The sequence below is a fragment of the Paraburkholderia megapolitana genome (assembly GCF_007556815.1).
Lineage (GTDB): Bacteria > Pseudomonadota > Gammaproteobacteria > Burkholderiales > Burkholderiaceae > Paraburkholderia > Paraburkholderia megapolitana.
Genome location: NZ_CP041745.1, coordinates 4159446 through 4185420 on the forward strand (window position 1 = coordinate 4159446; position 25975 = coordinate 4185420).

Below are 25975 nucleotides of genomic sequence, written 5' to 3' on the forward strand. Positions count from 1 at the left end.
GGACGAGTCTGAACAACCGGCGCACGTATGGCGTGCGCCGGGCAACGGTTCTTGGCAGTAGTGCCGGCGGCTAGGCGATATCCATCACAGCCTTGCCCGACTGGCGGCGTTCTTCGAGCGCCGCGTGCGCTGCTTCTACGGTATCCAGCGTATAACGGCCGTTGATGCCGATGTGCAGCGCGCCCTGCTGGATGGCGGCGAAGATATCGTCGGCGCGACGCTGTACCGTTTCGACATCGGCCAGATGATCCGCAAGCCGCGGTCGGGTGAGAAAGAGCGAACCGGCTTCGCCCAGTTCATAAGGATCGAGATCGCTCATTGGACCGGTGACGGAGCCGTAGTTGACGACAAGACCCCGTGTTCGCGTCGCCCGGAAACTGTCGCGCAGCGTAGTCCGGCCCACCGCATCGAATACGACATCGACGCCTCGACCGTGCGTCAAGTCGCGGACCCTGTCGGCGAACGCTCCATCCTCGTACATCAGCACGTGATCGGCGCCGAGCGACTTCGCAATTGCCGCTTTGGCGGGGGAACTGGTCGTCGCGAACACTTCCGCGCCACGCCGCTTTGCAAGTTGCACGAGCAACTGTCCGATGCCGCCGGACGCGGCATGCACGAGGCACGTGCTACCCGCTCCGATGTGCGCGACATCCTCAAGCAGATAGTGTGCAGTCGAACCCTGGAAAATCGCTGCAGCAGCGATGTCGTAGTCGATCCCGTCCGGCAGTTTCGCGAGCCGTGCGGCGGGCACCAGCGCGTACTCGGCGTACGCGCCCCACGCGATGCACCACGCAACCCGGTCGCCCTTGCGACATGACGTGACACCCGCGCCCACTTCGATGACTTCGCCCGAGCCTTCCATACCGAGCGTGCATGGAATCCTCACGGGGTAGGTGCGCGACTCGCGATACTTACCCTGCCGCGTGTGGATGTCCATAAAGTTGATGCCGGCTGCTACGACACGCACCAGCACTTCACCCGGCGCCGGTTTCGGCACGTCGATCTCGACGCGCTGCAGTACTTCGGGTCCGCCGTACTCGTGGATCTGGATGGCGCGCATGACAGCAGTCTCCGGTGTGGGCGAGGTTCAGTGCGAACCCGCGGCCTGGTCGTCCGATGCACCCGTAGGCGCAGCAGCGACGAAGCGGTTGGTATAGGTACGCGTGAGGTCGATGTGCCGCTCCGACAACTCGGGGTTGGCCCCAGCGAGCACTGCGAGCACCGCCGACGGTGCGTCCGCCGGCATCGCACCCGTCGACGAGTACGCCGGCTTCGCAATGGCCAGCGCCTTCAGGTAGATCGCGAGGTCATCGCCGCGGATCGTTGCAGGTACAACGGCTGCGATGGCGGCTTCGTCATGTGTCTGGATGAAACGCAACGCGTCACGCACCGCACGCGCGAGCCGCGCCGTCTCGTCCTGATGCGCGTCGACCCAGTCACGCTGCATGTAGAGACAGGCACCGACATACGCCCCACCCAGCTGTATGCGCGTGTCTTTTACGCTGCGCATGTCGACGAGCGGCCTCGCTTCGAGGCGAGTCAGCATGCGCGTCGCAGTTGGCTCTTCGATCATGCCCGCATCGATCGTGCCGTCGACAATCGCTTTCTCGAACGCGGATTCGTTGGCAAGCGGGACAACCGTGTATGCACCGGACGGCACGCCTGCGCGCTCAACGAGGTAGCGCGTGAGGAAGTAAGTCGACGAGCCGAAGCCGGTCACGCCGAGCCGGCGGCCTCTCGCGTCAGCCATCGTCTTCATGTCGCTGTCGCGTCGCGCAAGTTCGACGAGCCCGGCCGACTGACCCAGCACGACGACCGACTGCACATCGAGACCATGACTTTGCAGCTCGATCGTGTGATCGTAAAAACCAACCGCGCCCTGGATTGCGCCCGCAACGAGTTCGGTCGACGTATCGATGCCCGCCGGCGCAGACACGATGCGGACCTCGATCCCCTCCTTGCGAAAGTAGCCGAGCTGGTCAGCAAGAATCACCGGCAGATAGATCAGCTTTGCAGCACCACCGGTCATCAGCACAATGGGTTGCGCGCTCACGAGGCTCGCCGCCGTTAACGCCACGATGCAGAACAGTGCACGGAACAGGGTTCCTGTGTGGCGCGGCATGGCTGTCTCCTCACAGTTGAAACAGCGCCTGTCGATGCAGGCGTTGGCATGCGAGGAAGTATAGGGAAAGCTGCCCTTCTGATTGCTTTCTGCGGGCAGACTGTTTTCTCAGTGGTTTCCCGATCCGTTGGATGGGAGGCCTACCACTCAGGTGAACGGCTCTGTCACGTTGGAGTTGGACAGAGCCGTCGCGGGGCTTCGAGACCGGGCGTCGCCGATCGAAAATCAGTGAAGCTCGGCCAGTACCGCGGGACTGAAGTCCTTCAAGCTGCTGGTGTCGCCCGAACGAATCTTCGCCACCCATTCCGGGTCGCTCAGTATCGCGCGGCCGATCGCGATCAGATCGAACTCGTCGCGCGCCATCCGTTCCAGCAAATTATCGAGGCTCGCCGGCGGCGAACTTTCACCGCCGAAGGTGCCGATGAAGTCGACGGAAAGACCGACCGAGCCCACGCTAATCGTTGGGGCGCCGGTCAGCTTCTTCGCCCAGCCGGCGAAGTTGAGCCCGTTCTCTCCATCGATTTGCGGAAACTCCGCTTCCCAAAAGCGCCTTTGGGAGCAGTGCAGGATATCGGCGCCCGCCTCTACGAGGGGGACGAGCCAGTCCGCCATTTCGTCCGGCGTATGCGCCAGCCGGGCAGCGAAGTCTTGCTGCTTCCATTGACTTAGACGGAGGATGATCGGGTGATCGGGCCCAACCGCTGCCCTGACGCTCTTGACCACTTCGATTGCGAAGCGCGAGCGTTCCCGCACCGTGCTTCCGCCGAAATGATCTGAACGCTGATTAGTTCCGTCCCAGAAGAACTGGTCGAGCAGATAACCATGCGCGCCGTGAATCTCGACCGTGTCGAAGCCGAGGCGCTTCGACTCTGCTGCTGCCCGTCCAAACGCAGCAAGCGTGTCTGCGATGTCCTCGTCGGTCATCGCTTTGCCGCGCTCCTTTTTAGGCGCAACAAGGCCGGAGGGACTTTCGGCCGGCGCATCTGGCCGCCATTCGGTGAACGGGTTGGAGACTGCGCCGACGTGCCAGATCTGCGGTGCCATCTTGCCGCCTGCTTCATGCACGGCATCGATCACATTCTTCCAGCCGGCAAGCGCTTGCTCACCGTGGAAGAACGGGATAGCGGGATCGTTGCGTGACGACGGACGATCGATGACCGTTCCTTCGGAGATGATGAGGCCCACTTCGCCTGATGCGCGCCGCCGGTAGTAATCCGCTACGTTGGCGCCGGGTACACCCTCCGGCGAGAACGAGCGCGTCATCGGCGCCATTACGATGCGGTTCTTCAGGTTGAGTGTTTTCAGTTGAAACGGTCTGAACAACGTGTCGAGTTGCGGACTGGTCATTGATGAATCTCACGGATGGAAAACTTGATGGTATATGTTTTATACTTAGTGTCAATGAGTCACAGCAATGCAACCAGGTAGCCTTCAGGAAACCGTCGTGCACGAATCTCAAACCAAGGTGTTATCCGCGGCAGATTGTCCGAGTCGTCTGCTGCTCGACCAGATCGCCGATAAATGGTCGGTGTTGATCATTGCGTCGCTTCGCGAGGGGCCGTTGCGGTTCAATGCGATCAAGCGTCGCATTGAAGGGGTCACGCAGAAAGCGCTGACGCAATGTTTGAGGCGGCTTGAGCGCAATGGAATCGTCGAGAGAAACGTGGTTACTACATCGCCGATCTCGGTCGAATACGAGATCACAGCGCTTGGGCGTTCGCTCGATCGCCCGTTCAAGGCGCTTTATCAATGGACGCTCGAGTACCTTCCTGAAGTCGAGCGAGCGCGCGCTCGCTATGACGAGCGCGCAGTTGCGGACTAGTGTTGCGCGTGGTGCTGGTCTGCAAGTCGCCGACAGCTGCAGCCATGACAATGTCGTCGGTGAATCGATCAATTACGTCGATTTAAACTCGTTGCGCAAGCGCCTTTGCAAAAAAATCCGTGGTACGGCGTACGCGCGCCGGCACAAAGCGGCGCTTTGGCCAGACGATACTGACGTCTCTCGCATCGCTGATAAATTCGTCGAGAATCGTGATCACGTCTGGATGCCGGAGCTCATCAGCAAGCGAGACCTTGGCAAACAAGCCAATTCCTACGCCGGCCAGCACACCGGCTCGTATCGTCTCTACACTGTTCGACGACAGATTTCCACGAACCGGCACGCTGAACCGACCGTCCGGCCCGACGAACGGCCAGTTCGCCGACTCCGTCAGGCCGCCATATAAAAGGCAATTGTGATCGACGAGTTCGGCGGGCGTCCTGGGTATACCTCGTTGCTCGAAGTATCGACGCGATCCAACACATACGAGCGGCGTGCTGGCCACGCGCTTGACGACCGCGTCAAGATCGTTGACGGGGCCTACCCGAATCGCCAGATCGATCCGGTCTTCCACCATATCCCGCACGAAATCCGATAGAACGAGGTCGACCTGGAGACCAGGATTGAGCGATAACAACTCGGGTATTAGCGGGAGAACGTGGAGGCGCCCAAAAGTAGAGGCTACTGCGATCCTGATTGGGCCGGAGGTATCGAGCGTACTACTCGTCAGTTCGCCGTCGGCTTCATCCATCTCGTCGACGAGCGGTTTAGTCCGGTCGTAGTATCGCTGCCCCTGATCCGTCAGAGTCACGCTGCGCGTGCTCCGGTTGAATAGCATCACGCCGAGGCGCTTTTCCAGCGCGCCAATGGCCTTGCTGACGGAGGACTGCGAATCGCCTGTTCTGCGCGCCGCCGCAGAGAAACCACCTGCTTCAACCACAGCGATGAAGGCGTTCAGTTCGTGAAACCGGTCCATTGCACTTCCCTCACCTGATCAATTCTCTTGAAGAATAGATCATATGGGAATTCCGCGGATTATCATTCCCGTAAGCAGCAATTACCATCCTTCGGTCATCCCCATCAGACAGAAGGCTTAATGTCCACTCTCACAGGCAAGATCGCCGTTATTAGCGGCGGCAGCACAGGCATCGGTCTCGCAATCGCCCAGCGCTTTGTCGCCGAAGGCGTTCACGTCTTTATCTTCGGTCGTCGGCAAGCGCAACTCGACGAGGCCGTGAAACTGATCGGACGCAACGTCACCGCGCTCCGGGCGGACGCCGCAAACCTCGACGATCTCGACCGCGTTGCCGCGGCAGTCAGGGAAGAAAAAGGCGCCGTCGACATCGTCGTGTCGAACGCGGGTTTTACAGAGCAGGCCACAATCGACACCATCACACCCGAGCATTTCGACAAGGCATTCAACCTCATGGCTCGCGGCCCCGTCTTCCTCGTGCAGAAGTTGCTGCCGCTCATGACAGGTGGCGGGTCGATCATCCTGGTTTCGTCGGCGATGCACCTCATGGGCATTCCTGGTCACACGGCCTACGCGGCCACCAAGGCGGCGCTACGTTCCTATGCCCGGACCTGGGCTGCGGAGTTCAAGGATCGTGGCATTCGCGCCAACATGCTGAGCCCTGGCGTAACCGACACGCCGATTCTCGATGCCCAGTCGGCGACGCGCGAGGATCTGGTGGACATGTACCAGAGCATGGTCCCGCTCGGTCGACTCGCCGAGACTAAGGAGATTGCCAGCGCGGCGCTTTTCCTCGCGTCGGACCAGAGTTCTTATGTGACGGGAGCGGATCTGATGGTCGATGGGGGTATCGGCCAGGTTTGAAATTCGAGGGTGCGTGCACCTCGGGAGTAGGTCCACTCGTTCACCCCTTATCCGCACTTCGCTGCCGTCGGTCCCCCGGCATCAGAAGATACAATGGGCGCTCCCGAAATTGGCAACACATCAAACGTGGCATGAGCCAAACCTCCCGCGCCTTCCTGCTCGGCCCTTTGCTTAAGAAGGTGTCGCGTTCGTTCTATCTCACACTCGCTGTGCTGCCCACCGGTATGCGAGACCCGGTTGGCCTCGCCTACCTGCTCGCACGCGCGGCCGATACGATCGCCGACACGTCCATGCTGCCGCCGGCACGGCGTCTCGAATGGCTGCTGTCACTACGCGAACAGGTGAACGGCCAGCCCGACAATGCAGCACTACGCACGATGGCGGCCGAGATCGCGAGTCAGCAAACCGATTCCGGCGAGAAGGTATTGCTTGAATCGCTGGGTCCCGCGATTGCGATCCTCGCGCAACTCGACGAGACCGATCGTGCAGCGGTGCGCGGCATCGTGACGACGTTGAGTCGCGGGATGGAGTTCGATCTCGTCACGTTCCCGGACGAAACGTCAGGGCAGATCCTCGCGTTGCCTGACGATGCCGCACTCGATCGCTACACGTACATGGTTGCCGGTTGCGTCGGTGAGTTCTGGACGACGATGTCGGTCGCGCACAAGCCAGGCGCGCTCAGACGCGACGCCGACGAGATGAAAGCGCTCGGCATCCGCTTCGGCAAGGCGCTTCAGCTGACCAACGTATTGCGCGACGGCGCGAAAGATCTGCGGATCGGACGCTGCTATTTCCCCGCCGATCGTCTTTCTCGTGCGCAGATATCACCCACCGATCTACTCGGCGAAAACGCGTCGGATCTCGCGCGGCCCGTAATGCTCGATCTCGTGCGTGTCGCGATGGCGCATTACCAGGCGGCGCTCGACTACACGTTCGCGATATCACCGACCGCGATGCGTCTGCGCCTCGCCTGTATCTGGCCCATCGTGATCGGTCTGATGACGCTGCGGCTGCTCGTCGCGAACAAGGATTGGCTCACGCCTGGGCATGTGTCGAAAGTGCGTCGCGAGGATGTGTACAAAGCGATCGCGTGGTCGATTCCGCGGTCGTTGTCGAATCGCTTGCTGCGTCGATGGTTCGATCGGTTGGTGGGGGAGGTTGAGGGGGCGCTTCAGGTAGCGGATGTCGTGCGGCGCCAGGATCGACCGGCAGGTCGAACGCTTAACCGAAATTGAGGTAGCAGGCCTTCTTGGTTATCTCTACATTTTTGAAGCCCTTTCCAGCCATGCATTCATCTATGGTGTCGCGTGGAACCACGCCGAGAGCGCACGCCGACTCAGGCCCACTCTGAGGGGCTGCACAGAGCCTGCTGATTCGTGCGTCACTAATTCGATCACCTGTCACGCGATCCCGGAACACCGTGTGAGAGTGGGAGCGATCGCCACAGGCCGACGCCATATCATCGGTGCATTGCCTCACGACGGTTGCCAGACACTCATCGGTCGCGGTGTCTGCGTTCGACAATCGGGCTTTGGCGGTCTGGGGTTGCCATTTGCTGACACCCACATCCTGTTCGCTGAGCGGCCCGCATCCGCAGCCGCTCAGCGTGGCAACTGCCAGTAACGCAATGGAGAGGAAGAACAGGCGGTTCAATAGATTTCTTTTCATAGGTGGTAGTCACGCGCCTCGGAGTCCTGGACGGCCCTGTCGATATTTGCCTGGTCCCGTAGACATGTGACCGCCAGCTCTAGTTAGGCAAGTCCGCAATTGCCGTGGCCGACAAAATTCCATGTGATCAGGGCAGCCAGGATATAACCAGCTGCAATTCCAATCGCGAATCGCGACCATGTGAGTCGGAACGGGGTATACCGGGTGACGATGAAAACCACCGCCAGGTATCCGAAGAACACACTCCAGAATATCTCGGGCGTCTCGACGGCTGAAATGGCGGGGGCAGCAACGCCAAAGAGAATCGTCCAGAACACGGTGCCTCCGAGATCCCGACAGTAGAGGCTCGAGTAGCCGAGTACAGAAAAACCTGCGACTACAGCGCCCGCTGCCGCGAGCAGGAGGAAGCTCCGCCACATGGAGGGGGTGCCCGATTCGCCTTGTGCTGCCACGTGATCCTGTGAACGCGATTCTTCGGAGATATCAGTCATTTGTAGTCGAACGGATTGCCGCCCGTGGTTTCACGATATGGGGGGCATTGTTGCTCAAATGAGGATTGCGACAAAGCAGATCTTGCGCGGATATCGACTTGTGATACCGGGAGGACCGATATGCGGATGATCGATATATGCGTGAAAATCAAAGGCGCTCGAATTCCCAGCGTTTCCTGCGATGAAATAAAAAAACCGGCCGGAGTCTATCCGGCCGGCCTATACCTCAACGGCGTCCTTCCACCGCACGATCACGCTAGTTGTTCGAAAAAGCCACCCCGTGCCGGGCCCGCAGGAAGCTCCGGAAATCCTCGAAGCTGATATAGCCGCTACCGTTACGATCGATCTGCTGAAAGTGATCGGCGATGTAGCCCATGCCATGGTCCTTTGCGGCCTGCTGGGTCAGCAGATGCGTCGACGGATCGGCCGCCGCGTCAAACCGGGCCTTCATCTGGTCGAGCACATGCTGATGCAGCGCCTGTCCGCGCAGTTCTGGCGTGTCGTTGCTCGGTGGCGATGGCGGCGGCCGCAGCATGTCGCCCACGCGGACCATCTGTGCATCGATCGAACCCGAGATCGGTGCGATCCTCGCCACCTGCGCAACCGCGCCATGCGATGCCAGCGACGACAGCGACGACAGCGCGCAGACCATTACAACCCTAGCCCATACCCTGTTCATGTTAGCGCTCTCCATGGTTAGCGCGACGCCACGTCGGCCGCGGCCGGTGTAGCGGCGAAGAAGGTGTCGATGGCCTGCTTCATCGGCGCCCGCGAACTCTTCATCAGATAGATCATGTGGCCGCCCGGGAATTGCTGGAACGGTACCGTCTGCGCCAGGTTTGCGCCCTGCAGATCGAGCTCGGTCTGATGGATCGGGCACACCAGATCGTCGTAACCGCCGAACACCTTCATTTTCAGCGACGGATCGAGTGTCAGCACGTCGACGATATCTCCCAGCGAACTCGGACGCCCCGAGGTATCGGAACCGTGCGTGAAGTTCCAGTCATCGATGATGACGGAAGGCTCCAGGTTGTACGCGGATGCGTTCTTGTAGCTGAGGAAGTTCGGTAGATAGTCGTTGATTGCGTTCTGGAATGCCGTGTCGTTGTACGAACTTCCATCATAGTTCGCTCCAGCGGGTGCGGCGACCAGACCGTTGTACATATCGATCGACCCCACGCCGTTCAGCAGGTAGTTCGCGTAGGTATCGGGTTGCATGTTGAAATTGCTTTTCCAGTTCGCCGCGGACACCGCGGTCCAGCCGTTCAGTGCGGTGGTCACACTCGCCGGCGGCGTCGTGCCTCTCGACAGATAGGCGCTGTTGGCCGGCGCATAAGTCTGGTCGGTGAAGGTGCGCATCCCGCTCACGTAGTCCACGAGCGAAAGCTGGTTCGGGTTGCTGATGTTCGCGCCCCGTCCATATGCAACCCCGGCATAGGAAGGTAGGAATCCGTTGCAGGGCACGCTCGTGGAGCCGTATTCGTAGCAATTCGTCTTGTAGCTGAGAATCGGCGAATTCAGGATCACGCCCGTCAGCGCCGGGCCGCCCTGTCCGGGACTGCCTTGCTGTTCGAGCAGATCGGCGACGATCGGTGTACGGATCCCGCCATACGACTCGCCGTACAGATACTTCGGCGACTGCTGCCGGCTGTTGACCTGCACATAACGGTTGATGAAATCGCGGAACACACCGGCATCCTTGTCCGTCGACCAGAAGTCCCGGTTCTTGTGCGGCGCGACGGCTTCCGAATAGCCCGTGCCCGTTGCGTCGATAAACACGAGATCGCTGTCATCCAGCATCGTGACGTCGTTGTCGACCATCGGGAAACTCGATGGCGCGGTTGTGCCGAGCTTCAGCGAACCCTCATCGATATTGAGCGTTCTCGGTCCCCATGAGCCAAGGTGCAGCCAGATCGTCGATGAACCCGGGCCACCGTTCCAGAAGAACGTGACGGGCCGTGTGCCCGGCGTCGTGCCGTCGAGCGTATAGGCCACGTAGAACACGGACACTTCCTTGTCGCCCGCGGACGTGATCGCGGTAAGGTGGCCGGCCGTCGCCGTGTAGTTGGCCGGCTTGCCGTCCAGCGATATCGAGTGGTGGGTGATAGCCGCCTTATCGAACGCGGCGGTCGCAGCCAACGATGCCGTCGCGCTCGAACTGTAGCGATTCGGATCGGTGTACGGCTGATCGGCCGGCAACGCGCCCGCGGCGGAAGAGGTCGCCTTTGCCTGCGTGTTGGCGTTGAGTTTCGCTGCACTGGAGGAACTACCCGAGTCACCGCCACACGCGGACAAGCCGACGCATGATGCGGCGATCAGTATCGCCAGACATGGTTTGTTTTTCATTGGACGCTCTCGACGAAGCACGGTTGATCAAGGTCTTGCGGTTGCGGCCTCACAATTTCATTGGTTATCCAGATTATTATCGGCGCAGGCTTCGCGGATTCCGTGCAGTCGTGGCTAATCAAACCGGATATCGCCTCTCTGTCGATAATCCGCCGGCAAGCCGACGCACATCGTTTATAGATTGCTGGTAATGGGGACGCAAGGTAGATAACAATTATTGAGGATTGTTATGCGAGGCAGCGACCACAACGTTGCGAGCAGCGTGACCGCGTATTCCACCGAAGAATGAAAATTCACTGGAAACAGCACCGAAAATTTATTTACCGACCGGTCGGTTGGTTTATACTCCGGAAACAGACAACTCTCGACGAGAGCGCTCCCCATGTACACGCAATCCCTCGATATCCCGGGCAACGTCGCACCGCTGGACGCAGCCGCAGGTTCCCCAGAACAGTCGCGCTTCGACGCCGTGATGACCGCCGACGGCAAGATTGAGCCGCAGGACTGGATGCCCGAAGCCTATCGAAAGACACTTGTAAGGCAGATTTCGCAGCACGCGCATTCGGAAATCGTCGGCATGCTGCCGGAAGGCAACTGGATCACGCGCGCGCCGAGCCTGAAGCGCAAGGCGATCCTGCTCGCCAAGGTCCAGGACGAAGCGGGCCACGGCCTCTATCTATATAGCGCGTGCGAAACGCTCGGCGTGTCGCGTGACCAGTTGGTCGATGCGTTGCACGCGGGCAAGGCCAAGTATTCGAGCATCTTCAACTACCCGACGCCGACATGGGCCGATGTCGGTGTAATCGGCTGGCTGGTCGACGGCGCGGCGATCATGAACCAGATTCCGCTGTGCCGCTGCACGTACGGTCCGTATGCGCGCGCGATGATCCGCATCTGCAAGGAAGAGTCGTTTCATCAGCGCCAGGGTTTCGACTCGCTGATGTCGATGATGAAGGGTACGCAAGCACAACGCGAACTCGTGCAGCAGGCCGTGAACCGCTGGTGGTGGCCAGTACTGATGATGTTCGGCCCCAGCGATAAAGACTCGATACACAGCAACCAGTCGTCGCAGTGGGGCATCAAGCGCATCTCGAACGATGATCTGCGCCAGAAATTCGTCGACGCCACGGTAGACCAGGCCAAGGTACTCGGCGTCACGCTGCCGGACCCGGACCTCAAATGGAATGAAGCGCGCGGTCAGCACGACTACGGCGCGATCGACTGGGAAGAATTCTGGCGCGTCGTCAACGGCGACGGCCCCTGCAACAAGGAGCGTCTCGCCACTCGCGTGAAGGCGCACGACGACGGCGCGTGGGTTCGCGAAGCCGCGCTCGCCCACACCGAAAAGCAGCGTCAGCGCGCGCAGCAGCAAGCCGCCTGACCCCACGCAAAGATTCAGGAGATCCGCAATGGACAAGTCAATCAACAAGGAATGGCCGATCTGGGAAGTGTTCGTGCGCAGCAAGCAGGGACTCGACCACAAGCACTGCGGCAGCCTGCACGCCGCCGATGCATCGATGGCGTTGCGCATGGCGCGCGACGTCTACACGCGCCGCCAGGAAGGCGTGAGCATCTGGGTGGTGCCGTCGTCGGCGATCACCGCATCCGATCCCAACGACAAGGCCGAGTTGTTCGAACCGGCCGGCGACAAGATCTACCGCCATCCGACGTTCTATACGCTGCCCGACGAAGTCAACCACATGTAAGCGCGTCATGGACATCACGACCCAACATCTTTCCTACGTGCTGCGTCTCGCGGATACCGCGCTCGTGCTCGGTCAACGCAACGCCGAGTGGTGCGGTCACGGCCCGATCCTCGAAGAAGACATCGCGCTCGCCAACATGAGCCTCGATCTGATCGGCCAGGCGCGGCTGCTGTACAGCCACGCGGCCGCGCTCGAGCAGCAGCTCACCGGCACGATCCGCACCGAAGACGACTACGCGTACTTCCGCGCCGAACGCGAGTTCGCCAACTACACGCTGGCCGAGTTGCCGCACTACGGTCCGCTCGCCGGCACCGCGCACGCGGACAACGACTACGCGGTCACGATCGTGCGCAACTTCTTCTACTCGACGCTGATGGCACACCTGTGGACCACGCTCGCAGCATCGACGGACGAGCAACTGGCTGCGATCGCGGCGAAGTCGATCAAGGAAACGCGCTATCACGTCCATCATGCACGCGAGTGGCTGATCCGCTTCGGCGACGGCACCGACGAATCGCATCGCCGCGCGCAAGCGGCGCTCGACTATCTGCTGCCCTACACGCGTGAATTCTTCAGTACCGATGCCGTCGAGGAAGCAGTAAGCGCAGCCGGCATCGGCCCGCAAACCGCAACGCTCGAAGCCGCCTGGTTTGCCGACGTACGCGCAGCACTCGAAGAAGCCACGCTCGCGCTGCCCGAACCGGTGAAGCACATCACCACCGGCAAGCACGGCGAGCATTCCGAGCACATGGGTTATCTGCTCGCGGAACTGCAAAGCATCGCGCGGCAGCATCCCGGCGCGACCTGGTAACTGGACGCAGAGTACGACCGTGATCTCGACCACGCCATCCGCCGGCACCGACGACCCGACGCTGCAACGCGCCTGGCACGCGCTCGAAGCCGTGCCGGACCCTGAGATTCCCGTCGTGTCGATCCGCGAGCTCGGCATCCTGCGCGACGTGCGGCGCGGTATCGACGGCACGCTTGAAGTCGTGATCACGCCGACCTATTCCGGTTGCCCTGCGATGTCGCAGATCGCCGAAGATGTTGCGCAGGCACTCGACACCGCCGCGCTCACGCCATACCGTATCGAAACCGTGCTCGCGCCCGCATGGACCACCGACTGGATCACCGCCGACGCCCGCGAAAAACTACGCGCGTACGGCATCGCCCCGCCCACCGGCGATTGCGCAAGCCATACATCGGCCACATCGAGCGAAAGCCAAAGCCCGAGCCAGGTCATCCGCTTCATACCGAGACCGCTCGCAGCACCCGCTTGCCCACGCTGCGGCTCCGCGCACACAGAACGTCTCGCGCAATTCGGCTCGACGGCATGCAAGGCGTTATATCGCTGCCTCGACTGCCGCGAACCCTTCGACTACTTCAAACCATACTGATATGGCCACCCCGCAATTCCATTCGCTGCGCATCCGGGAAGTCCGTCCCGAAACCGCCGACGCGGTCTCGGTCGCCTTCGAAGTCCCCGAGTCCCTGCGCGAGCTGTATCGCTTCACGCAAGGTCAGTTCGTGACGCTGAAAACGCACATCGACGGTGAGGAAACGCGCCGCTCGTATTCGATCTGCGTCGGCGTCACCGATTACGACCGCGACGGCGAACTGCGCGTCGGCATCAAACGCGTGCGTGGCGGCCGCTTTTCGAACTTCGCGTTCGACACGCTGCAGCCGGGACACACGATCGATGTGATGACACCCGACGGCCGCTTCTTCACCCACCTGAACGCAGGCCAGGGGAAACAGTACGTCGCATTTTCGGGCGGCTCGGGCATCACGCCGGTGCTCGCGATCATCAAGACGACGCTCGAAATCGAGCCGCGCAGCACGTTCACGCTGGTTTACGGTAATCGCAGCGTCGACGCGATCATGTTTGCCGAAGAGCTCGAAGACCTGAAGAACCGCTTCATGAACCGCTTCGTGCTCTATCACGTGCTGTCCGATGACATCCAGGATGTCGAGCTGTTCAACGGCGTGCTCGACCAGCAGAAGTGCATGGACTTCCTGAACACGCTCGTACCGGCCGATTCGATCGACGAAGCGTTCATCTGCGGCCCCGCGCCGATGATGGACGCTGCCGAAAACGCACTGAAAACGGCCGGCGTTGCGCCGGCGCAAGTGCACGTCGAGCGTTTCGGCACACCGCTGCCGCAGGCCGGCGCACCGATTGTCGAAATCACCGACAACACCCCGGCTGCCGACCTCGAAATCGTTCTCGATGGCAAACGGCGCAAGCTGCGTCTGCCCTACAAGGGCGTGAGCGTACTCGACGTCGGACTGCGCGCCGGCCTCGCGCTGCCGTACGCGTGCAAGGGCGGTGTCTGCTGTACCTGCCGCGCGAAGGTGCTGGAAGGCGAAGTGACGATGGACAAGAACTACACGCTGGAAGAACACGAGGTGCGCGACGGCTTCGTGCTCACGTGCCAGTGCCACCCGGTGAGCGAGCGCGTCGTGGTCAGCTACGACGAACGCTAGGCAATCACCCGCGCACACCTTCAAACGCCCACTGCGCCGCTTCCGGCGCGGTCGCGATCCGCTTACACTAGGGGCCGCTCACGTCCGGGACTCCATTCCGGCTGTGAGCGGCCTTTTTCACGGAGTGGGCAATCAGCTTTCGATGAGCACAATCCACATAACCAATGGCGACGTGGCGGCGGAATCGCTGCGCGGCGCCCTACGCGAAGCGAACCGCGACGACCGTGTGCTCGCGCTGCGCGACGATCTCGCGGTCGGGCCTCTGCGCGGCGCCGATGAATCGCCCGATATACGCGCGGACTTCTGGCAACGCGTGAGCAGCGACGGCACACGCGACTTCATCGGCGAGTTTGCCGACCAGGCCACCGAGCTGGAACGACTGGTCGCCGCGGACTCACATGTGGTGATCTGGCATGCACAAAGCGCCGCTGATCAATTGACGCTGCGGCGCGTCTGCTACCACCTGCGCAACAGCCCTCAGCGGTTGAACGAAGTGCGCCTGTCGATCGGTGATCTGACCGACCCTGGCGCCTGGGCGCATAGCCGCGCCGATCAGGCGACTTCCGTCGGCATGTTCGCGCCGGCGGTACTGCGCGCGCATCTGCGCGACGCAGCGCCGATCTCCGTGCTGCGCATCAGCCGGCTCGCGCTTGAATGGCAGGAAGTGAAGCAGGCGAACGGCGAGACACGGCGCCTGCGCGACAACACGTTCACGAGCGGCAGCTTCGGCGAACTCGACAGCTTCCTGCTCGGCCAGGCCACCGGCGCCTGGCAACCAGCCGCCCGCCTCGCCGCGGCGCTGATGTCGGCCAACATCGGCTTTCTCATCAGCGACGGCGTTGCGCTGTGGCGCTGCCGCGAACTCGCGGCAGCCGGCCGCGTCCGGCTGCGCGGCGACGCGTCGTCATGGCGTACGCTCGAACTGTGCGCCGCCGGCGCCGCGCAATGCGCCGCCCTTTCCACCTGCCCCGACTGACCGTCCAGAACCATGGCCCGCACCCGAGCGCCCGATCACGAAACGCAACGCGAACAGATCCTCGATCTGGCCGCCGAAAAATTCGCGCAGACCAGCTATCCGAGCACCTCGATGGCGGACCTCGCCGCCGCGAGCGGCACATCGAAAGCACGCCTCTATCACTACTACGCGAGCAAGGAAGCGATCCTGTTCGATCTGCTCGACCGCTACACGAAGCGGCTGATGCTGATCATCGCGGAGGTCGAGGGTGCCAGCCAGCGACGCGGCCTGACCGAGCGCGAGACCTTCGCCGAACTGATCCGCGCCTTTCTCACCGAGTACGAGACCTCGCACAGCCGGCACGTGGCGCTGCTGAACGACGTGAAGTATCTGGTCGATACGCAGCGTGAAGTCATCCTGAACCGTCAGCGCGACGTGGTCGCCGCGTTCGCGCGCCAGTTGACGCGTGCCTACCCCGAGCGCAGCACCCGCGACAACCAGACCGCGCTAACGATGATGGTGTTCGGCATGATCAACTGGACCTTTACCTGGCTCAAACCGGGTGGCCGGATGGGGTACCAGGAGTTTGCGGAACAGGTGGTCGGAATGATCGAGCACGGGCTCGGTTAGCCACGAAATGCGGCGCGGCAGCATTTTTTCGACCACCCAGTCGGCAAATGGCGATTCATCAGCCGAATGTAGTTAAACGAATAAATTCAATAAAATCAGATACTTGATCGTCATAAAATAACGCTCTAGAACATCCCCTCCATCAAATTCAGGGTTTTCCCTAGGTTCATCCTGACGGTTCGACTACAATACTTGGTGCATCGCATCATGCCGTCCGTCTGAAAAGGAGAACCGTCCATGAACAAGCTCGCTAACCGCGGCGATGAGCCGATCGTGACATCCGATCGCCTGTTGCAGGCCGGCAGTCGCGCGCCTGCTCTCGTCCGGGAACTCACTTCCGCCGACCGCGACCGTCTGCTCACCCATTTCCTCGCGCTGAGCGAGGAAGACCGTCTGCTGCGCTTCGGCCAGGTCGTGCCGAACCACGTGATCGAACACTATGTCCGCGCAATCGATTTCTCGCGCGATACCGTATTCGGTGTGTTCGACAGCCAGTTGCAGCTGGCCGGCGTTGGTCATCTGGCCTACCTGCCCGCTGATGGCGAAAAGCGCACTGCTGAATTCGGCGTGTCGGTGCTGGAAAGCGCGCGCGGCCAGGGTGCCGGCTCGAAGCTGTTCGAACGCGCTGCGATCCGCAGCCGCAATACGCACGTGACGACGCTCTATATGCACTGCCTGTCGCGCAACTCGACGATGATGCACATCGCGAGAAAAGCTGGCATGAAGATCGAGTACGCGTATGGCGAAGCCGATGCGTACCTGACGTTGTCGCCGGCAGACCAGTCGAGCATCCTCAGCGAAATGCTGCAGGAACAGGCTGCGGTGTTCGACTACGCGCTCAAGCGGCAGGCACGCCGGGCGTCGATGCTGCTTGAATCGTTTCTGCCCACGGCGGCGGCGGCGTAAAGCGCGGGCCACCCCGACCGATGAGGAAAAAAGCGGCTTCGGCCGCTTTTTTTATGTCCGCACAGTCCGCCCGAAGCCACTGTGGCGCGCGCCTAGAGAATCGGCAGTGCTGTCGTTTCCTTGATCGTATCGAGCGAAAAGCTCGTTTTGACGTCGATCACCGACGGGTGATGCAGCAACTGGTCCTGCATGAAACGCGAGAAGTGGGCCATGTCTTCGACGTGTACCCGCAGCATGTAATCCATGTCGCCGGTCATCGCGTGGCACGCCACGACCTCGGGCCACGCCTGGACGGCCGCACGGAACAGTTCCGCGTGCGTCGCACCGGGACGCCTCGACGTGCTGCCGTCGCTGCGCACGCTCACCGCCGGTCCGCCGCGTTTTTCCAGCCGCACATCGACGTACGCGAGCAGCGCCAGTCCGAGCCGCTGCGGATCGAGCAAGGCCACGTAACCGCGGATCACCCCGCTCTCTTCAAGCCGACGAATGCGCCGTAGACATGGGCTCGGCGACAGATTGATGCGCTCCGCGATATCCTGGTTCGACAACCGCCCGTTCTCCTGCAGGATGGCAAGAATCCGCCGGTCGATCGCATCTATCTCGATGTCAGCCATTTTCTGCCTCTGATTATCGAATCACAGCTATTTAATAGCGCAATCCTAGTGATCTCCATTTAAGTTCGCAAGCTTTCTCCCTATCTGGCGACTTACACTTGCGTCATTCCATCGCGGCACACGCCCGACAGAGGAGACAGACATGCAGGTTCCAACCTGGGACAACCCCGTCGGCACCGACGGTTTCGAGTTCATCGAATACACCGCGCCCGATCCGAAAGCGCTCGGCAAGCTGTTCGAGCAGATGGGCTTCACGGCGATCGCGCGGCATCGTCACAAGGACGTGACGCTGTACCGCCAGGGCGAAATCAACTTCATCGTGAATGCCGAACCGGACTCGTTCGCGCAGCGCTTCGCGCGCCTGCACGGTCCGTCGATCTGCGCGATCGCGTTTCGCGTGCAGGACGCGGGGAAAGCCTACCGGCATGCGCTCGATCTCGGCGCATGGGGCTTCGACAACAAGACCGGCCCGATGGAACTGAACATCCCGGCGATCAAGGGCATCGGCGACTCGCTGATCTATTTCGTCGACCGCTGGCGCGGCAAGAACGGTGCGCAGCCGAACAGCATCGGCGACATCGGCATCTACGACGTCGACTTCGAACCGATCCCCGGTGCGAACCCGAACCCCGCCGGCCACGGCCTCACCTACATCGACCACCTGACGCACAACGTGCATCGCGGCCGCATGCAGGAATGGGCGGAGTTCTACGAGCGGCTGTTCAATTTCCGCGAAGTGCGTTACTTCGATATCGAAGGCAAGGTGACGGGCGTGAAGTCGAAGGCGATGACCTCGCCGTGCGGCAAGATCCGGATTCCGATCAACGAAGAAGGTTCGGAAACGTCGGGGCAGATCCAGGAATACCTCGACGCGTATCACGGCGAAGGCATCCAGCACATCGCGCTCGGTAGCAACGACATCTGCCGCACCGTCGACGGACTGCGCGCATCGAAGATCTCGCTGCTCGACACGATCGACACGTATTACGAACTGGTCGACCGGCGCGTGCCGAACCATGGCGAGCCGCTCGACGAACTGCGCAAGCGCAAGATCCTGATCGACGGTGCACGCGAAGATCTGCTGCTGCAGATCTTCACGGAAAACCAGATCGGCCCGATCTTCTTCGAGATCATCCAGCGCAAGGGCAACCAGGGCTTCGGTGAAGGCAACTTCAAGGCGCTGTTCGAATCGATCGAACTCGATCAGATCCGGCGCGGTGTCGTGAAGGACAACACGTAGAGCGTTGCGCATAAAAAAAGCGAAGATCGATTGATCTTCGCTTTTTGACTAAGTGCCAAAGCCTCGAAGGCTTCAGCTAGAAAATGGGACGATGCAGCGCCTGCGCGCTACCTCACTTTTGCTGGCCGTCGTGGTCGACGGTGACGCCTGCACACGAGCGGTCCATGCTGCCCAGACAGGGGACAACATGCGTCGTGTGAGCGAGCGTTCCGGCAGATGCACTTTCCGTGGCATTCGAACGTAGCGGCGCGCTGATGGCAAAAAAAGCGGCCGAGACCGTCAGGAAGGTCTGGATGTGTCGTTTGTTCATGCGTACTCCTTTATCAACTGCCTGTCCCGGCAGGCCCCCGCAACGTATGGCGGAGTCTGCGCAGTGGCTACAGGTGGGGTATTAGACCGGCATTTCAAGTCGGGTTCATGAATTGCCGGTGGTTTTACAGGCTGTTACAGCAAGATTCATCTCGACACATTGCGTGTCATACAGTCGCAATAAGACGCAATATCGACGGTAGAAATCGATGCCGCAGCGCCGCATTTTTGGCTGCAATGCGGCGGGTTTCTACCAGTGCTACCATCGCCGGAAAGTCGGCAATATGTCGGCCCCGGCCAAAGCATTCACAAGATGTCGAGGCCCTGCAATTTTGTTTTGGCGATCCCAAACTGGGTGGAGGAGTACACATAATGAATGCCCCGCTAGACGCAGATCAGCGAGCATCGCTCGAAGCTGCGCTATCTTCCGTCACGCTCGACGACAAATACACCCTCGAACGCGGCCGCGCGTATATGAGCGGCATCCAGGCGCTGGTCCGTCTGCCGATGCTGCAGCAGGAACGCGACAAGGCTGCCGGACTCAATACAGCAGGGTTCATTTCCGGCTACCGCGGGTCTCCGCTCGGCGGCCTCGATCTGTCGCTGTGGAAAGCCAAGCAGCATCTGGCCGCACACCAGGTCGTGTTCCAGCCCGGCGTCAATGAAGACCTCGCCGCCACCGCCGTGTGGGGTTCGCAGCAGGTCAATCTCTATCCCAGCGCACGCTACGACGGCGTGTTCTCGATGTGGTACGGCAAAGGTCCCGGTGTGGACCGTTCCGGCGACGTGTTCAAGCACGGCAACTCGGCCGGTTCGTCGAAACACGGCGGCGTCCTCGTGCTCGCCGGCGACGATCATGCCGCGAAATCCTCGACGCTCGCGCACCAGTCCGAGCACATGTTCAAGGCATGCGGCCTGCCGGTGCTGTTTCCGTCGAACGTGCAGGAATATCTCGACTTCGGCCTGCACGGCTGGGCGATGAGCCGTTACTCCGGCCTCTGGGCCGCGATGAAGTGCGTGACCGACGTGGTTGAATCGTCGGCTTCGGTCGATATCGATCCGCACCGCACGCAGATCATCCTGCCGTCCGATTTCGCCATGCCCGACGGCGGCCTCAACATCCGCTGGCCCGACCCGCCGCTCGTGCAGGAAGCACGTCTGCTTGACTACAAATGGTATGCGGCGCTCGCGTACGTCCGTGCGAACAAGCTCGATCGCGTCGAGATCGATTCGCCGCACGCGCGCTTCGGCATCATGACCGCCGGCAAGGCGTATCTGGATGTACGCCAGGCGCTGACCGACCTCGGTCTCGACGACGAAACCTGCGCGCGCATCGGCATCCGGCTCTATAAGGTCGGCTGCGTCTGGCCGCTCGAAGCACAAGGCGCGCAAGCGTTCGCGCGCGGCCTCGACGAAATTCTCGTGATCGAGGAAAAGCGTCAGATTCTCGAATACGCGATCAAGGAAGAGCTGTACAACTGGCCCGACACACAACGGCCGCGCGTGTACGGCAAGTTCGACGAGAAAGACGGCGCCGGTGGCGAATGGTCGGTGCCGATGGGCAAGTGGTTGCTGCCCGCGCACTACGAACTGTCGCCGGCGATCATCGCGAAAGCGATCGCGACGCGGCTCGACAAGTTCGACCTGCCGTCCGACGTCCGCGCACGCATCGCGACGCGCATCGCTGTGATCGAAGCGAAGGAAAAAGCGCTCGCCCGGCCGCGCGTCGAAGTCGAGCGCAAGCCGTGGTTCTGTTCGGGCTGCCCGCACAACACGTCGACCGCCGTGCCGGAAGGCTCGCGTGCGATGGCCGGCATCGGCTGCCACTACATGACGGTGTGGATGGATCGCAGCACGACCACCTTCAGCCAGATGGGCGGCGAAGGCGTCGCGTGGACCGGCCAGGCGCCGTTCACGAACGACAAGCACGTGTTCGCGAATCTCGGCGACGGTACGTACTTCCACTCGGGTCTGCTCGCGATCCGCGCGGCGATCGCGTCGAAGGCGAACATCACCTACAAGATCCTCTACAACGATGCGGTCGCGATGACCGGCGGCCAGCCGGTCGACGGCACGCTGACCGTGCCGCAGATCACGTTGCAGCTCGCCGCCGAAGGCGCGACGAAAATCGTGATCGTCACCGACGAGCCGCAAAAGTACCAGGGCGCGATGCAGCAGCTCGCAGCGGGCGTGACGATCCATCATCGCGACCAGCTCGACGACGTGCAGCGCGAGCTGCGTGAAATCGCTGGCACGACGATCCTGATTTACGACCAGACCTGCGCAACCGAAAAGCGCCGCCGCCGCAAACGCAATGCGTACCCCGATCCGGCGAAGCGTGTCGTGATTAACGACGCGGTCTGCGAAGGCTGTGGCGATTGCTCGGTGCAGTCGAACTGCCTGTCGGTGGAACCGCTCGAAACCGAGTACGGCACGAAACGCCAGATCAATCAGTCCACCTGCAACAAGGACTTCTCTTGCCTGAAGGGTTTTTGCCCGAGCTTTGTCTCGGTCGAAGGCGGTCAACTGCGCAAGCCGAAAGCAGCCGGTGGAGTCGCCAGCGATACGTTGGCGCCCGTACCGGACCCGCAAGTGCCGGCAATCGGCCGTCCGTACGGCGTGCTGATCACGGGCGTCGGTGGTACGGGGGTTGTGACGATCGGTGCGCTGCTCGGCATGGCTGCGCACCTCGAGAACAAGGGCGTAACGGTACTCGACGTCACCGGTCTCGCGCAGAAGGGCGGCGCCGTGATGAGCCACGTACAGATTGCGAACCAGCCCGCCGACATCCACGCCACGCGTATCGCGATGGGTGAAGCGAGCCTCGTGATCGGTTGCGATGCGATCGTCACCGCCAGCGACGAATGTGTGTCGCGGATGCAGGGTGGACGCACACGCGTCGTGTTGAACAGCGCAGCCACGCCGACCGCCGAGTTCATCAAGAACCCGAACTGGCGTTTCCCTGGGGCCAGCGCCGAAGCCGACGTGCGCGCCGGTGCCGGCGACGACGGTGTTTCCGCCGTCGATGCAAACCGCTTCGCGCTCGCGCTGCTCGGCGATGCGATCTACACGAATCCGTTCATGCTTGGTTACGCATGGCAGCGCGGCTGGATTCCGCTCACGCACGAATCGCTGATCCGCGCGATCGAACTGAACGCCGTGCAGGTCGACAAGAACCGCGCAGCGTTCGAATGGGGCCGCCGCACCGCCCACGATCCTGCCGGCGTCAGCAAGCTCGCGAACCTGCAAGGCCGCAGCGAAGAAGCCACCGATACGGCAAGCAGCAAGATCATCTCGCTGCATACGCCGAAGGCACTCGACACGCTGATCGACAAGCGCGTGCAGTATCTGACCGCTTATCAGAACGACGCGTATGCGGCGCGCTATCGCAAGCTCGTCGATGAGGTACGCGCAGCGGAAACGTCGCTTGACTCTATCGACAGCCAGTTGCCGCTCACCGAAGCCGTCGCGAAGAATCTGCACAAGCTGATGGCCTACAAGGACGAGTACGAAGTCGCGCGCCTGTATGCCGACCCGGCCTTCGTCGAGAAGCTGAAGGCAAACTTCGAAGGCGACTGGAAGCTCAAGCTGTATCTCGCGCCGCCGGCGTTCTCGAAGAAGGATTCGCACGGCCACCTGGTGAAGAAGCAGTACGGTCCGTGGGTGTTCAGCGCGATGCGCGTGCTCGCGAAGTTCAAGTTCCTGCGCGGCACCGGCCTCGATGTATTCGGCAAGACCGAAGAGCGTCGTACCGAACGGGCGCTGATCGGCGAGTACGAAGCGCTGGTTCGTGAGCTGGTGGGTAGTTTGAGTCCGCAGAAGCGCGCTCTCGCCATCGAACTTGCCAGCCTGCCCGACGGCATTCGCGGCTACGGTCACGTGAAGGAAAACAACCTGAAGGGCGTGCGGACGAAGTGGACCGCACTGCTTGCGAAGTGGCGGGCGCCGGAAGGGACTGGTGAGCGGCACGTTGCTTAAACGGGCTGCGGTCCGGTAAGGACCGCGCGGGAACAAGGGCGCTGCGTCGAAGCTGACGTAGCGCCCTTTTACTTTCAATTGGCGCGGACCGGAACGGGATGACGAGCGGTTCGTCGCACAAGCCCGCAGTGATCCCGTTAGAACCGTGCATGAAACAAGGGCGCTACGTCGAAGCCGACGCAGCGCCCTTTTCTTTTGCTACGCGTCCGGCCTTTTGAGCTGGACGTACAACGTGTACTAACTAGCGATTACTTCGCCGCCGCCCGCTGCACGTTCGCGTTAGCCGAAGCAACCGCCGTCATGTTGATGATCCGGCGCACGGTTGCAGCCGGCGTCAGGATATGCACCGGCTTTTCCGCGCCGAGCAGGAACGGGCCAACTGTCACGCCATCGCCGCCGATCATCTTCAGCAGGTTGTACGTGATGTTCGCTGCCTCGACGTTCGGCATGATCAGCAGGTTCGCTTCGCCGCTCAGCGTCGAGCCCGGGAACGCGGCCTTGCGGACCGCCTCCGACAACGCCGCATCGCCGTGCATTTCACCGTCGATCTCGAGCGTCGGCGCGCGTTCCGCGATCAGCTTGCGCGCCGTCGCCATGCGCTGCGACGAAGCCGACGGAATGCTGCCGAAGTTCGAATTCGACAGCAACGCGATCTTCGGCGTAATACCGAATTTCTCGATTTCACGCGCGGCGAGGATCGTCATGTCGGCGAGCTGCTCGGCAGTCGGCACTTCGTTGACGTACGTATCGCAGATGAACAGATTGCGGCCCGGCAGCATCAGCAGATTCATCGCGGCGAAGTTCTGCACGTTCTCCGCCTTGCCGAGCACCTGTTCGACGAACTTCAGGTGGCTGTGATAGTTGTCGATCATCCCGCAGATCATGCCGTCCGCGTCGCCGAGACGCACGAGGATCGCGCCGATCAGCGTGTTGGACTTGCGCATCGCGGCCTTCGCGAGCTCCGGCGTCACGCCCTCGCGCGCGCCGATCTCGTGATACGCCTGCCAGCATTTCTGGAAGCGCGGGTCGTCTTCCGGATTGACGATCTCGAAGTCCTCGCCGCACTTGAGCTTCGAGCCCATCTTCTGCAGACGCATCTCGATCACCGCCGGCCGGCCGATGATGATCGGCTTGGCAATCTTCTCGAGCAGCACGAACTGCGCCGCGCGCAGCACGCGCTCGTCCTCGCCTTCCGCGAACACGATGCGCGCCGGCTCCGACTTCGCCGCGGCGAACACCGGACGCATCACCATGCCCGTGCGGTACACCGTCGTGCCGAGTTCCTCGCGGTACGCGTCCATGTCCTTGATCGGTCGCGTCGCCACGCCCGAATCCATTGCGGCTTGCGCGACGGCAGGCGCGATCTTGATGATCAGGCGCGGATCGAACGGCTTCGGAATCAGGTAGTCCGGGCCGAATTCCAGCGAGTGCCCTTCATACGCTTTTGCGACCTCATCGCCCTGATCGGTTTCTTCCGCGAGTTCCGCGATCGCGCGCACGCAGGCGAGCTTCATTTCTTCCGTGATCGTCGTCGCGCCGACATCGAGCGCGCCGCGGAAAATAAACGGAAAGCACAGCACGTTGTTGACCTGGTTCGGATAGTCCGAACGGCCTGTCGCGATGATCGCGTCCGGGCGCACTCTCTTTGCGTCTTCCGGACGGATTTCCGGCTCGGGGTTGGCGAGCGCGAGGATCAGCGGGCGCGTGCCCATCTCCACGACCATTTCCGGCTTCAACACGCCGGCGCTCGAACAGCCGAGGAACACATCGGCACCGCGAATCGCGTCGGCCAGCGTGCGCGCATCGGTATTCGCTGCGTAACGTTCCTTCGACGGATCGAGATTGCCGCGTCCTTCGTAGATCACGCCCTTGGAATCGGCGACGAGTACGTTCTTCTTCGACAGCCCGAGGTGCACCAGCAGGTCCAGACACGCGATCGCTGCAGCACCCGCGCCAGAACAGACCAGCTTCACTTCGTCGAGCTTCTTGTCGACCACCTTCAGACCATTGAGAATCGCCGCCGACGCGATAATCGCGGTGCCGTGCTGATCGTCGTGAAAGACCGGAATCTTCATGCGCTCGCGCAGCTTCTTCTCGATGTAGAAGCACTCCGGTGCCTTGATGTCTTCAAGGTTGATACCGCCGAGCGTCGGTTCGAGCATCGCGATCGCATCGACGAGCTTGTCCGGGTCGGTCTCGGCCAGTTCGATGTCGAACACGTCGATGCCCGCGAACTTCTTGAACAGGCAGCCCTTGCCTTCCATCACCGGCTTCGCGGCGAGCGGTCCGATGTTGCCGAGGCCGAGCACCGCGGTGCCGTTCGTCACCACGCCGACGAGGTTGCCGCGCGAGGTGTACTTCTGCGCGTCGAGCGGTTCCTCGTAGATCGCCATGCACGCGGCAGCGACGCCCGGCGAGTACGCGAGCGACAGATCGAGCTGGTTCGATAGCGGCTTTGTCGGCGTGACCGAGATCTTGCCGGGCTTCGGATTCTGGTGATACGCGAGAGCGCTTTGCTTCAGTTGTTCGTCCATTTTTGGCCTGCGAGGCGAGAGAAATTGGGTCCAGCGCATCGCGTCATGAGGGCCTTTTCGCTTGCATGTATCGAGGGGGTAGTCGACTGTGCGGCGGTTCGCGCGTGCGCCGGTTGGGCGCGGCATTGAACCTCGGCGGAAGGCAGATGACGCAGGGAGATGCGGGTCGGTTAGTGTACACCGCAGGCGTGTCGCGGCGCCTGGGGCTATAACGGATAGGCGGCTGTGCAAAGGGCGCCGATCATCTTGCGGCGGCGGGTTGGCGGGCGGCTCCGTTCCCCGTGCGACATGCCGATACGCCGCGTGTGGCGTGCGGCGTGCCGAAGCGCAACA

At 61.6% G+C, this 25975-nt stretch carries 23 protein-coding genes; 13 read left to right on the forward strand and 10 right to left on the reverse strand.

Annotated elements, in window-relative coordinates:
* Positions 1-70: 70 nt before the first annotated feature.
* The 3 genes from FNZ07_RS32010 to FNZ07_RS32020 all read right to left on the reverse strand — a co-directional run bounded on the left by FNZ07_RS32010 (position 71) and on the right by FNZ07_RS32020 (position 3469).
* A complete protein-coding gene (locus tag FNZ07_RS32010; protein WP_091017525.1) occupies positions 71-1060 on the reverse strand; it encodes a quinone oxidoreductase family protein in 990 nt (329 codons plus the stop codon).
* A gap of 27 nt (positions 1061-1087) precedes the next feature.
* A complete protein-coding gene (locus FNZ07_RS32015) occupies positions 1088-2122 on the reverse strand; it encodes an ABC transporter substrate-binding protein (RefSeq protein WP_091017522.1) in 1035 nt (344 codons plus the stop codon).
* 225 nt (positions 2123-2347) lie between these two features.
* Entirely contained in the window at positions 2348-3469 is a 1122-nt protein-coding gene (locus FNZ07_RS32020) for an NADH:flavin oxidoreductase (protein ID WP_091017519.1), read from the reverse strand.
* Positions 3470-3566: 97 nt separating this feature from the next.
* On the opposite strand from FNZ07_RS32020, the gene FNZ07_RS32025 reads away from it, so the two are divergent.
* Positions 3567-3944, forward strand: coding sequence for a winged helix-turn-helix transcriptional regulator (locus FNZ07_RS32025; RefSeq protein ID WP_245811690.1), 378 nt, complete (start codon positions 3567-3569; stop codon positions 3942-3944).
* Between the two features lie 82 nt (positions 3945-4026).
* Here FNZ07_RS32025 and FNZ07_RS32030 read toward each other — a convergent pair whose 3' ends face one another.
* Positions 4027-4917, reverse strand: a complete 891-nt coding sequence (locus FNZ07_RS32030; protein WP_091017514.1) for a LysR family transcriptional regulator — start codon at positions 4915-4917, stop codon at positions 4027-4029.
* Positions 4918-5037: 120 nt separating this feature from the next.
* Here FNZ07_RS32030 and FNZ07_RS32035 point away from each other — a divergent pair, with 120 nt between their 5' ends.
* Both FNZ07_RS32035 and FNZ07_RS32040 read left to right on the forward strand, forming a co-directional pair.
* Positions 5038-5778 (forward strand): SDR family NAD(P)-dependent oxidoreductase, encoded by a 741-nt coding sequence (locus tag FNZ07_RS32035; protein WP_091017512.1) that lies wholly within the window; start codon positions 5038-5040, stop codon positions 5776-5778.
* 131 nt (positions 5779-5909) lie between these two features.
* Positions 5910-7013, forward strand: a complete 1104-nt coding sequence (locus FNZ07_RS32040) for a phytoene/squalene synthase family protein (protein WP_091017510.1) — start codon at positions 5910-5912, stop codon at positions 7011-7013.
* 516 nt (positions 7014-7529) lie between these two features.
* Here the strand turns inward: FNZ07_RS32040 and FNZ07_RS32045 are convergent.
* The 3 genes from FNZ07_RS32045 to FNZ07_RS32055 form a co-directional block, all read right to left on the reverse strand.
* Positions 7530-7937: a hypothetical protein gene (locus FNZ07_RS32045; protein WP_143098148.1), complete on the reverse strand. Its 408-nt coding sequence runs from the start codon at positions 7935-7937 to the stop codon at positions 7530-7532.
* A gap of 256 nt (positions 7938-8193) precedes the next feature.
* Complete coding sequence (locus FNZ07_RS32050; protein ID WP_170275866.1) at positions 8194-8616, reverse strand: EF-hand domain-containing protein; 423 nt, start codon at positions 8614-8616, stop codon at positions 8194-8196.
* A 17-nt stretch (positions 8617-8633) separates the two neighbouring features.
* Complete coding sequence (locus FNZ07_RS32055) at positions 8634-10283, reverse strand: S10 family serine carboxypeptidase-like protein (protein WP_091017501.1); 1650 nt, start codon at positions 10281-10283, stop codon at positions 8634-8636.
* 382 nt (positions 10284-10665) lie between these two features.
* Between FNZ07_RS32055 and paaA the strand changes: the two genes are divergently transcribed.
* The 8 genes from paaA (at position 10666) to FNZ07_RS32095 (ending at position 16967) form a co-directional block, all read left to right on the forward strand.
* Positions 10666-11664 carry a 1,2-phenylacetyl-CoA epoxidase subunit PaaA gene (paaA, locus tag FNZ07_RS32060; protein ID WP_091017498.1) on the forward strand — a complete coding sequence of 333 codons (999 nt, stop codon included), beginning with the start codon at positions 10666-10668 and terminating at the stop codon, positions 11662-11664.
* A 40-nt stretch (positions 11665-11704) separates the two neighbouring features.
* Complete coding sequence (gene paaB, locus FNZ07_RS32065; protein WP_091017636.1) at positions 11705-11989, forward strand: 1,2-phenylacetyl-CoA epoxidase subunit PaaB; 285 nt, start codon at positions 11705-11707, stop codon at positions 11987-11989.
* Between the two features lie 7 nt (positions 11990-11996).
* The gene (gene paaC, locus FNZ07_RS32070) at positions 11997-12800 is read left to right on the forward strand and encodes a 1,2-phenylacetyl-CoA epoxidase subunit PaaC (protein ID WP_091017496.1); all 804 of its coding nucleotides are present in this window, start codon (positions 11997-11999) and stop codon (positions 12798-12800) included.
* Positions 12801-12819: 19 nt separating this feature from the next.
* Positions 12820-13386 (forward strand): 1,2-phenylacetyl-CoA epoxidase subunit PaaD, encoded by a 567-nt coding sequence (gene paaD / locus FNZ07_RS32075; protein WP_091017494.1) that lies wholly within the window; start codon positions 12820-12822, stop codon positions 13384-13386.
* A gap of 1 nt (position 13387) precedes the next feature.
* Positions 13388-14476 carry a 1,2-phenylacetyl-CoA epoxidase subunit PaaE gene (gene paaE, locus FNZ07_RS32080; protein ID WP_091017482.1) on the forward strand — a complete coding sequence of 363 codons (1089 nt, stop codon included), beginning with the start codon at positions 13388-13390 and terminating at the stop codon, positions 14474-14476.
* 142 nt (positions 14477-14618) lie between these two features.
* A complete protein-coding gene (locus FNZ07_RS32085; protein ID WP_091017479.1) occupies positions 14619-15452 on the forward strand; it encodes a DUF1835 domain-containing protein in 834 nt (277 codons plus the stop codon).
* A gap of 12 nt (positions 15453-15464) precedes the next feature.
* Positions 15465-16061, forward strand: a complete 597-nt coding sequence (locus tag FNZ07_RS32090; RefSeq protein ID WP_091017477.1) for a TetR/AcrR family transcriptional regulator — start codon at positions 15465-15467, stop codon at positions 16059-16061.
* A 237-nt stretch (positions 16062-16298) separates the two neighbouring features.
* On the forward strand, positions 16299-16967 hold the full coding sequence (locus tag FNZ07_RS32095) for a GNAT family N-acetyltransferase (RefSeq protein WP_091017475.1): 669 nt from the start codon (positions 16299-16301) through the stop codon (positions 16965-16967).
* Between the two features lie 92 nt (positions 16968-17059).
* Here FNZ07_RS32095 and FNZ07_RS32100 read toward each other — a convergent pair whose 3' ends face one another.
* Positions 17060-17581, reverse strand: coding sequence for an Lrp/AsnC family transcriptional regulator (locus FNZ07_RS32100; protein WP_091017472.1), 522 nt, complete (start codon positions 17579-17581; stop codon positions 17060-17062).
* A gap of 142 nt (positions 17582-17723) precedes the next feature.
* On the opposite strand from FNZ07_RS32100, the gene hppD reads away from it, so the two are divergent.
* Positions 17724-18821 (forward strand): 4-hydroxyphenylpyruvate dioxygenase, encoded by a 1098-nt coding sequence (gene hppD, locus FNZ07_RS32105; RefSeq protein WP_091017470.1) that lies wholly within the window; start codon positions 17724-17726, stop codon positions 18819-18821.
* Positions 18822-18933: 112 nt separating this feature from the next.
* Here hppD and FNZ07_RS32110 read toward each other — a convergent pair whose 3' ends face one another.
* Positions 18934-19131, reverse strand: a complete 198-nt coding sequence (locus FNZ07_RS32110; protein ID WP_091017468.1) for a hypothetical protein — start codon at positions 19129-19131, stop codon at positions 18934-18936.
* Between the two features lie 371 nt (positions 19132-19502).
* Here FNZ07_RS32110 and FNZ07_RS32115 point away from each other — a divergent pair, with 371 nt between their 5' ends.
* Entirely contained in the window at positions 19503-23108 is a 3606-nt protein-coding gene (locus FNZ07_RS32115; protein ID WP_091017466.1) for an indolepyruvate ferredoxin oxidoreductase family protein, read from the forward strand.
* A 248-nt stretch (positions 23109-23356) separates the two neighbouring features.
* On the opposite strand, the gene FNZ07_RS32120 is transcribed toward FNZ07_RS32115, so the two are convergent.
* Positions 23357-25642: an NADP-dependent malic enzyme gene (locus FNZ07_RS32120; protein WP_091017464.1), complete on the reverse strand. Its 2286-nt coding sequence runs from the start codon at positions 25640-25642 to the stop codon at positions 23357-23359.
* Positions 25643-25975 lie beyond the last annotated feature (333 nt).

Coding starts and splice junctions, on each gene's coding strand:
- FNZ07_RS32090 (WP_091017477.1), top strand. CDS start 15,465: ATGGCCCGCACCCGAGCGCCCGATCACGAAACGCAACGCGAACAGATC.
- FNZ07_RS32035 (WP_091017512.1), top strand. CDS start 5,038: ATGTCCACTCTCACAGGCAAGATCGCCGTTATTAGCGGCGGCAGCACA.
- FNZ07_RS32020 (WP_091017519.1), bottom strand. CDS start 3,469: ATGACCAGTCCGCAACTCGACACGTTGTTCAGACCGTTTCAACTGAAA.
- FNZ07_RS32110 (WP_091017468.1), bottom strand. CDS start 19,131: ATGAACAAACGACACATCCAGACCTTCCTGACGGTCTCGGCCGCTTTT.
- FNZ07_RS32010 (WP_091017525.1), bottom strand. CDS start 1,060: ATGCGCGCCATCCAGATCCACGAGTACGGCGGACCCGAAGTACTGCAG.
- FNZ07_RS32040 (WP_091017510.1), top strand. CDS start 5,910: ATGAGCCAAACCTCCCGCGCCTTCCTGCTCGGCCCTTTGCTTAAGAAG.
- FNZ07_RS32100 (WP_091017472.1), bottom strand. CDS start 17,581: ATGGCTGACATCGAGATAGATGCGATCGACCGGCGGATTCTTGCCATC.
- FNZ07_RS32085 (WP_091017479.1), top strand. CDS start 14,619: ATGAGCACAATCCACATAACCAATGGCGACGTGGCGGCGGAATCGCTG.
- hppD (WP_091017470.1), top strand. CDS start 17,724: ATGCAGGTTCCAACCTGGGACAACCCCGTCGGCACCGACGGTTTCGAG.
- FNZ07_RS32050 (WP_170275866.1), bottom strand. CDS start 8,616: ATGAACAGGGTATGGGCTAGGGTTGTAATGGTCTGCGCGCTGTCGTCG.
- paaA (WP_091017498.1), top strand. CDS start 10,666: ATGTACACGCAATCCCTCGATATCCCGGGCAACGTCGCACCGCTGGAC.
- paaE (WP_091017482.1), top strand. CDS start 13,388: ATGGCCACCCCGCAATTCCATTCGCTGCGCATCCGGGAAGTCCGTCCC.
- FNZ07_RS32115 (WP_091017466.1), top strand. CDS start 19,503: ATGAATGCCCCGCTAGACGCAGATCAGCGAGCATCGCTCGAAGCTGCG.
- FNZ07_RS32045 (WP_143098148.1), bottom strand. CDS start 7,937: ATGACTGATATCTCCGAAGAATCGCGTTCACAGGATCACGTGGCAGCA.
- paaC (WP_091017496.1), top strand. CDS start 11,997: ATGGACATCACGACCCAACATCTTTCCTACGTGCTGCGTCTCGCGGAT.
- FNZ07_RS32015 (WP_091017522.1), bottom strand. CDS start 2,122: ATGCCGCGCCACACAGGAACCCTGTTCCGTGCACTGTTCTGCATCGTG.
- FNZ07_RS32055 (WP_091017501.1), bottom strand. CDS start 10,283: ATGAAAAACAAACCATGTCTGGCGATACTGATCGCCGCATCATGCGTC.
- FNZ07_RS32120 (WP_091017464.1), bottom strand. CDS start 25,642: ATGGACGAACAACTGAAGCAAAGCGCTCTCGCGTATCACCAGAATCCG.
- FNZ07_RS32095 (WP_091017475.1), top strand. CDS start 16,299: ATGAACAAGCTCGCTAACCGCGGCGATGAGCCGATCGTGACATCCGAT.
- FNZ07_RS32030 (WP_091017514.1), bottom strand. CDS start 4,917: ATGGACCGGTTTCACGAACTGAACGCCTTCATCGCTGTGGTTGAAGCA.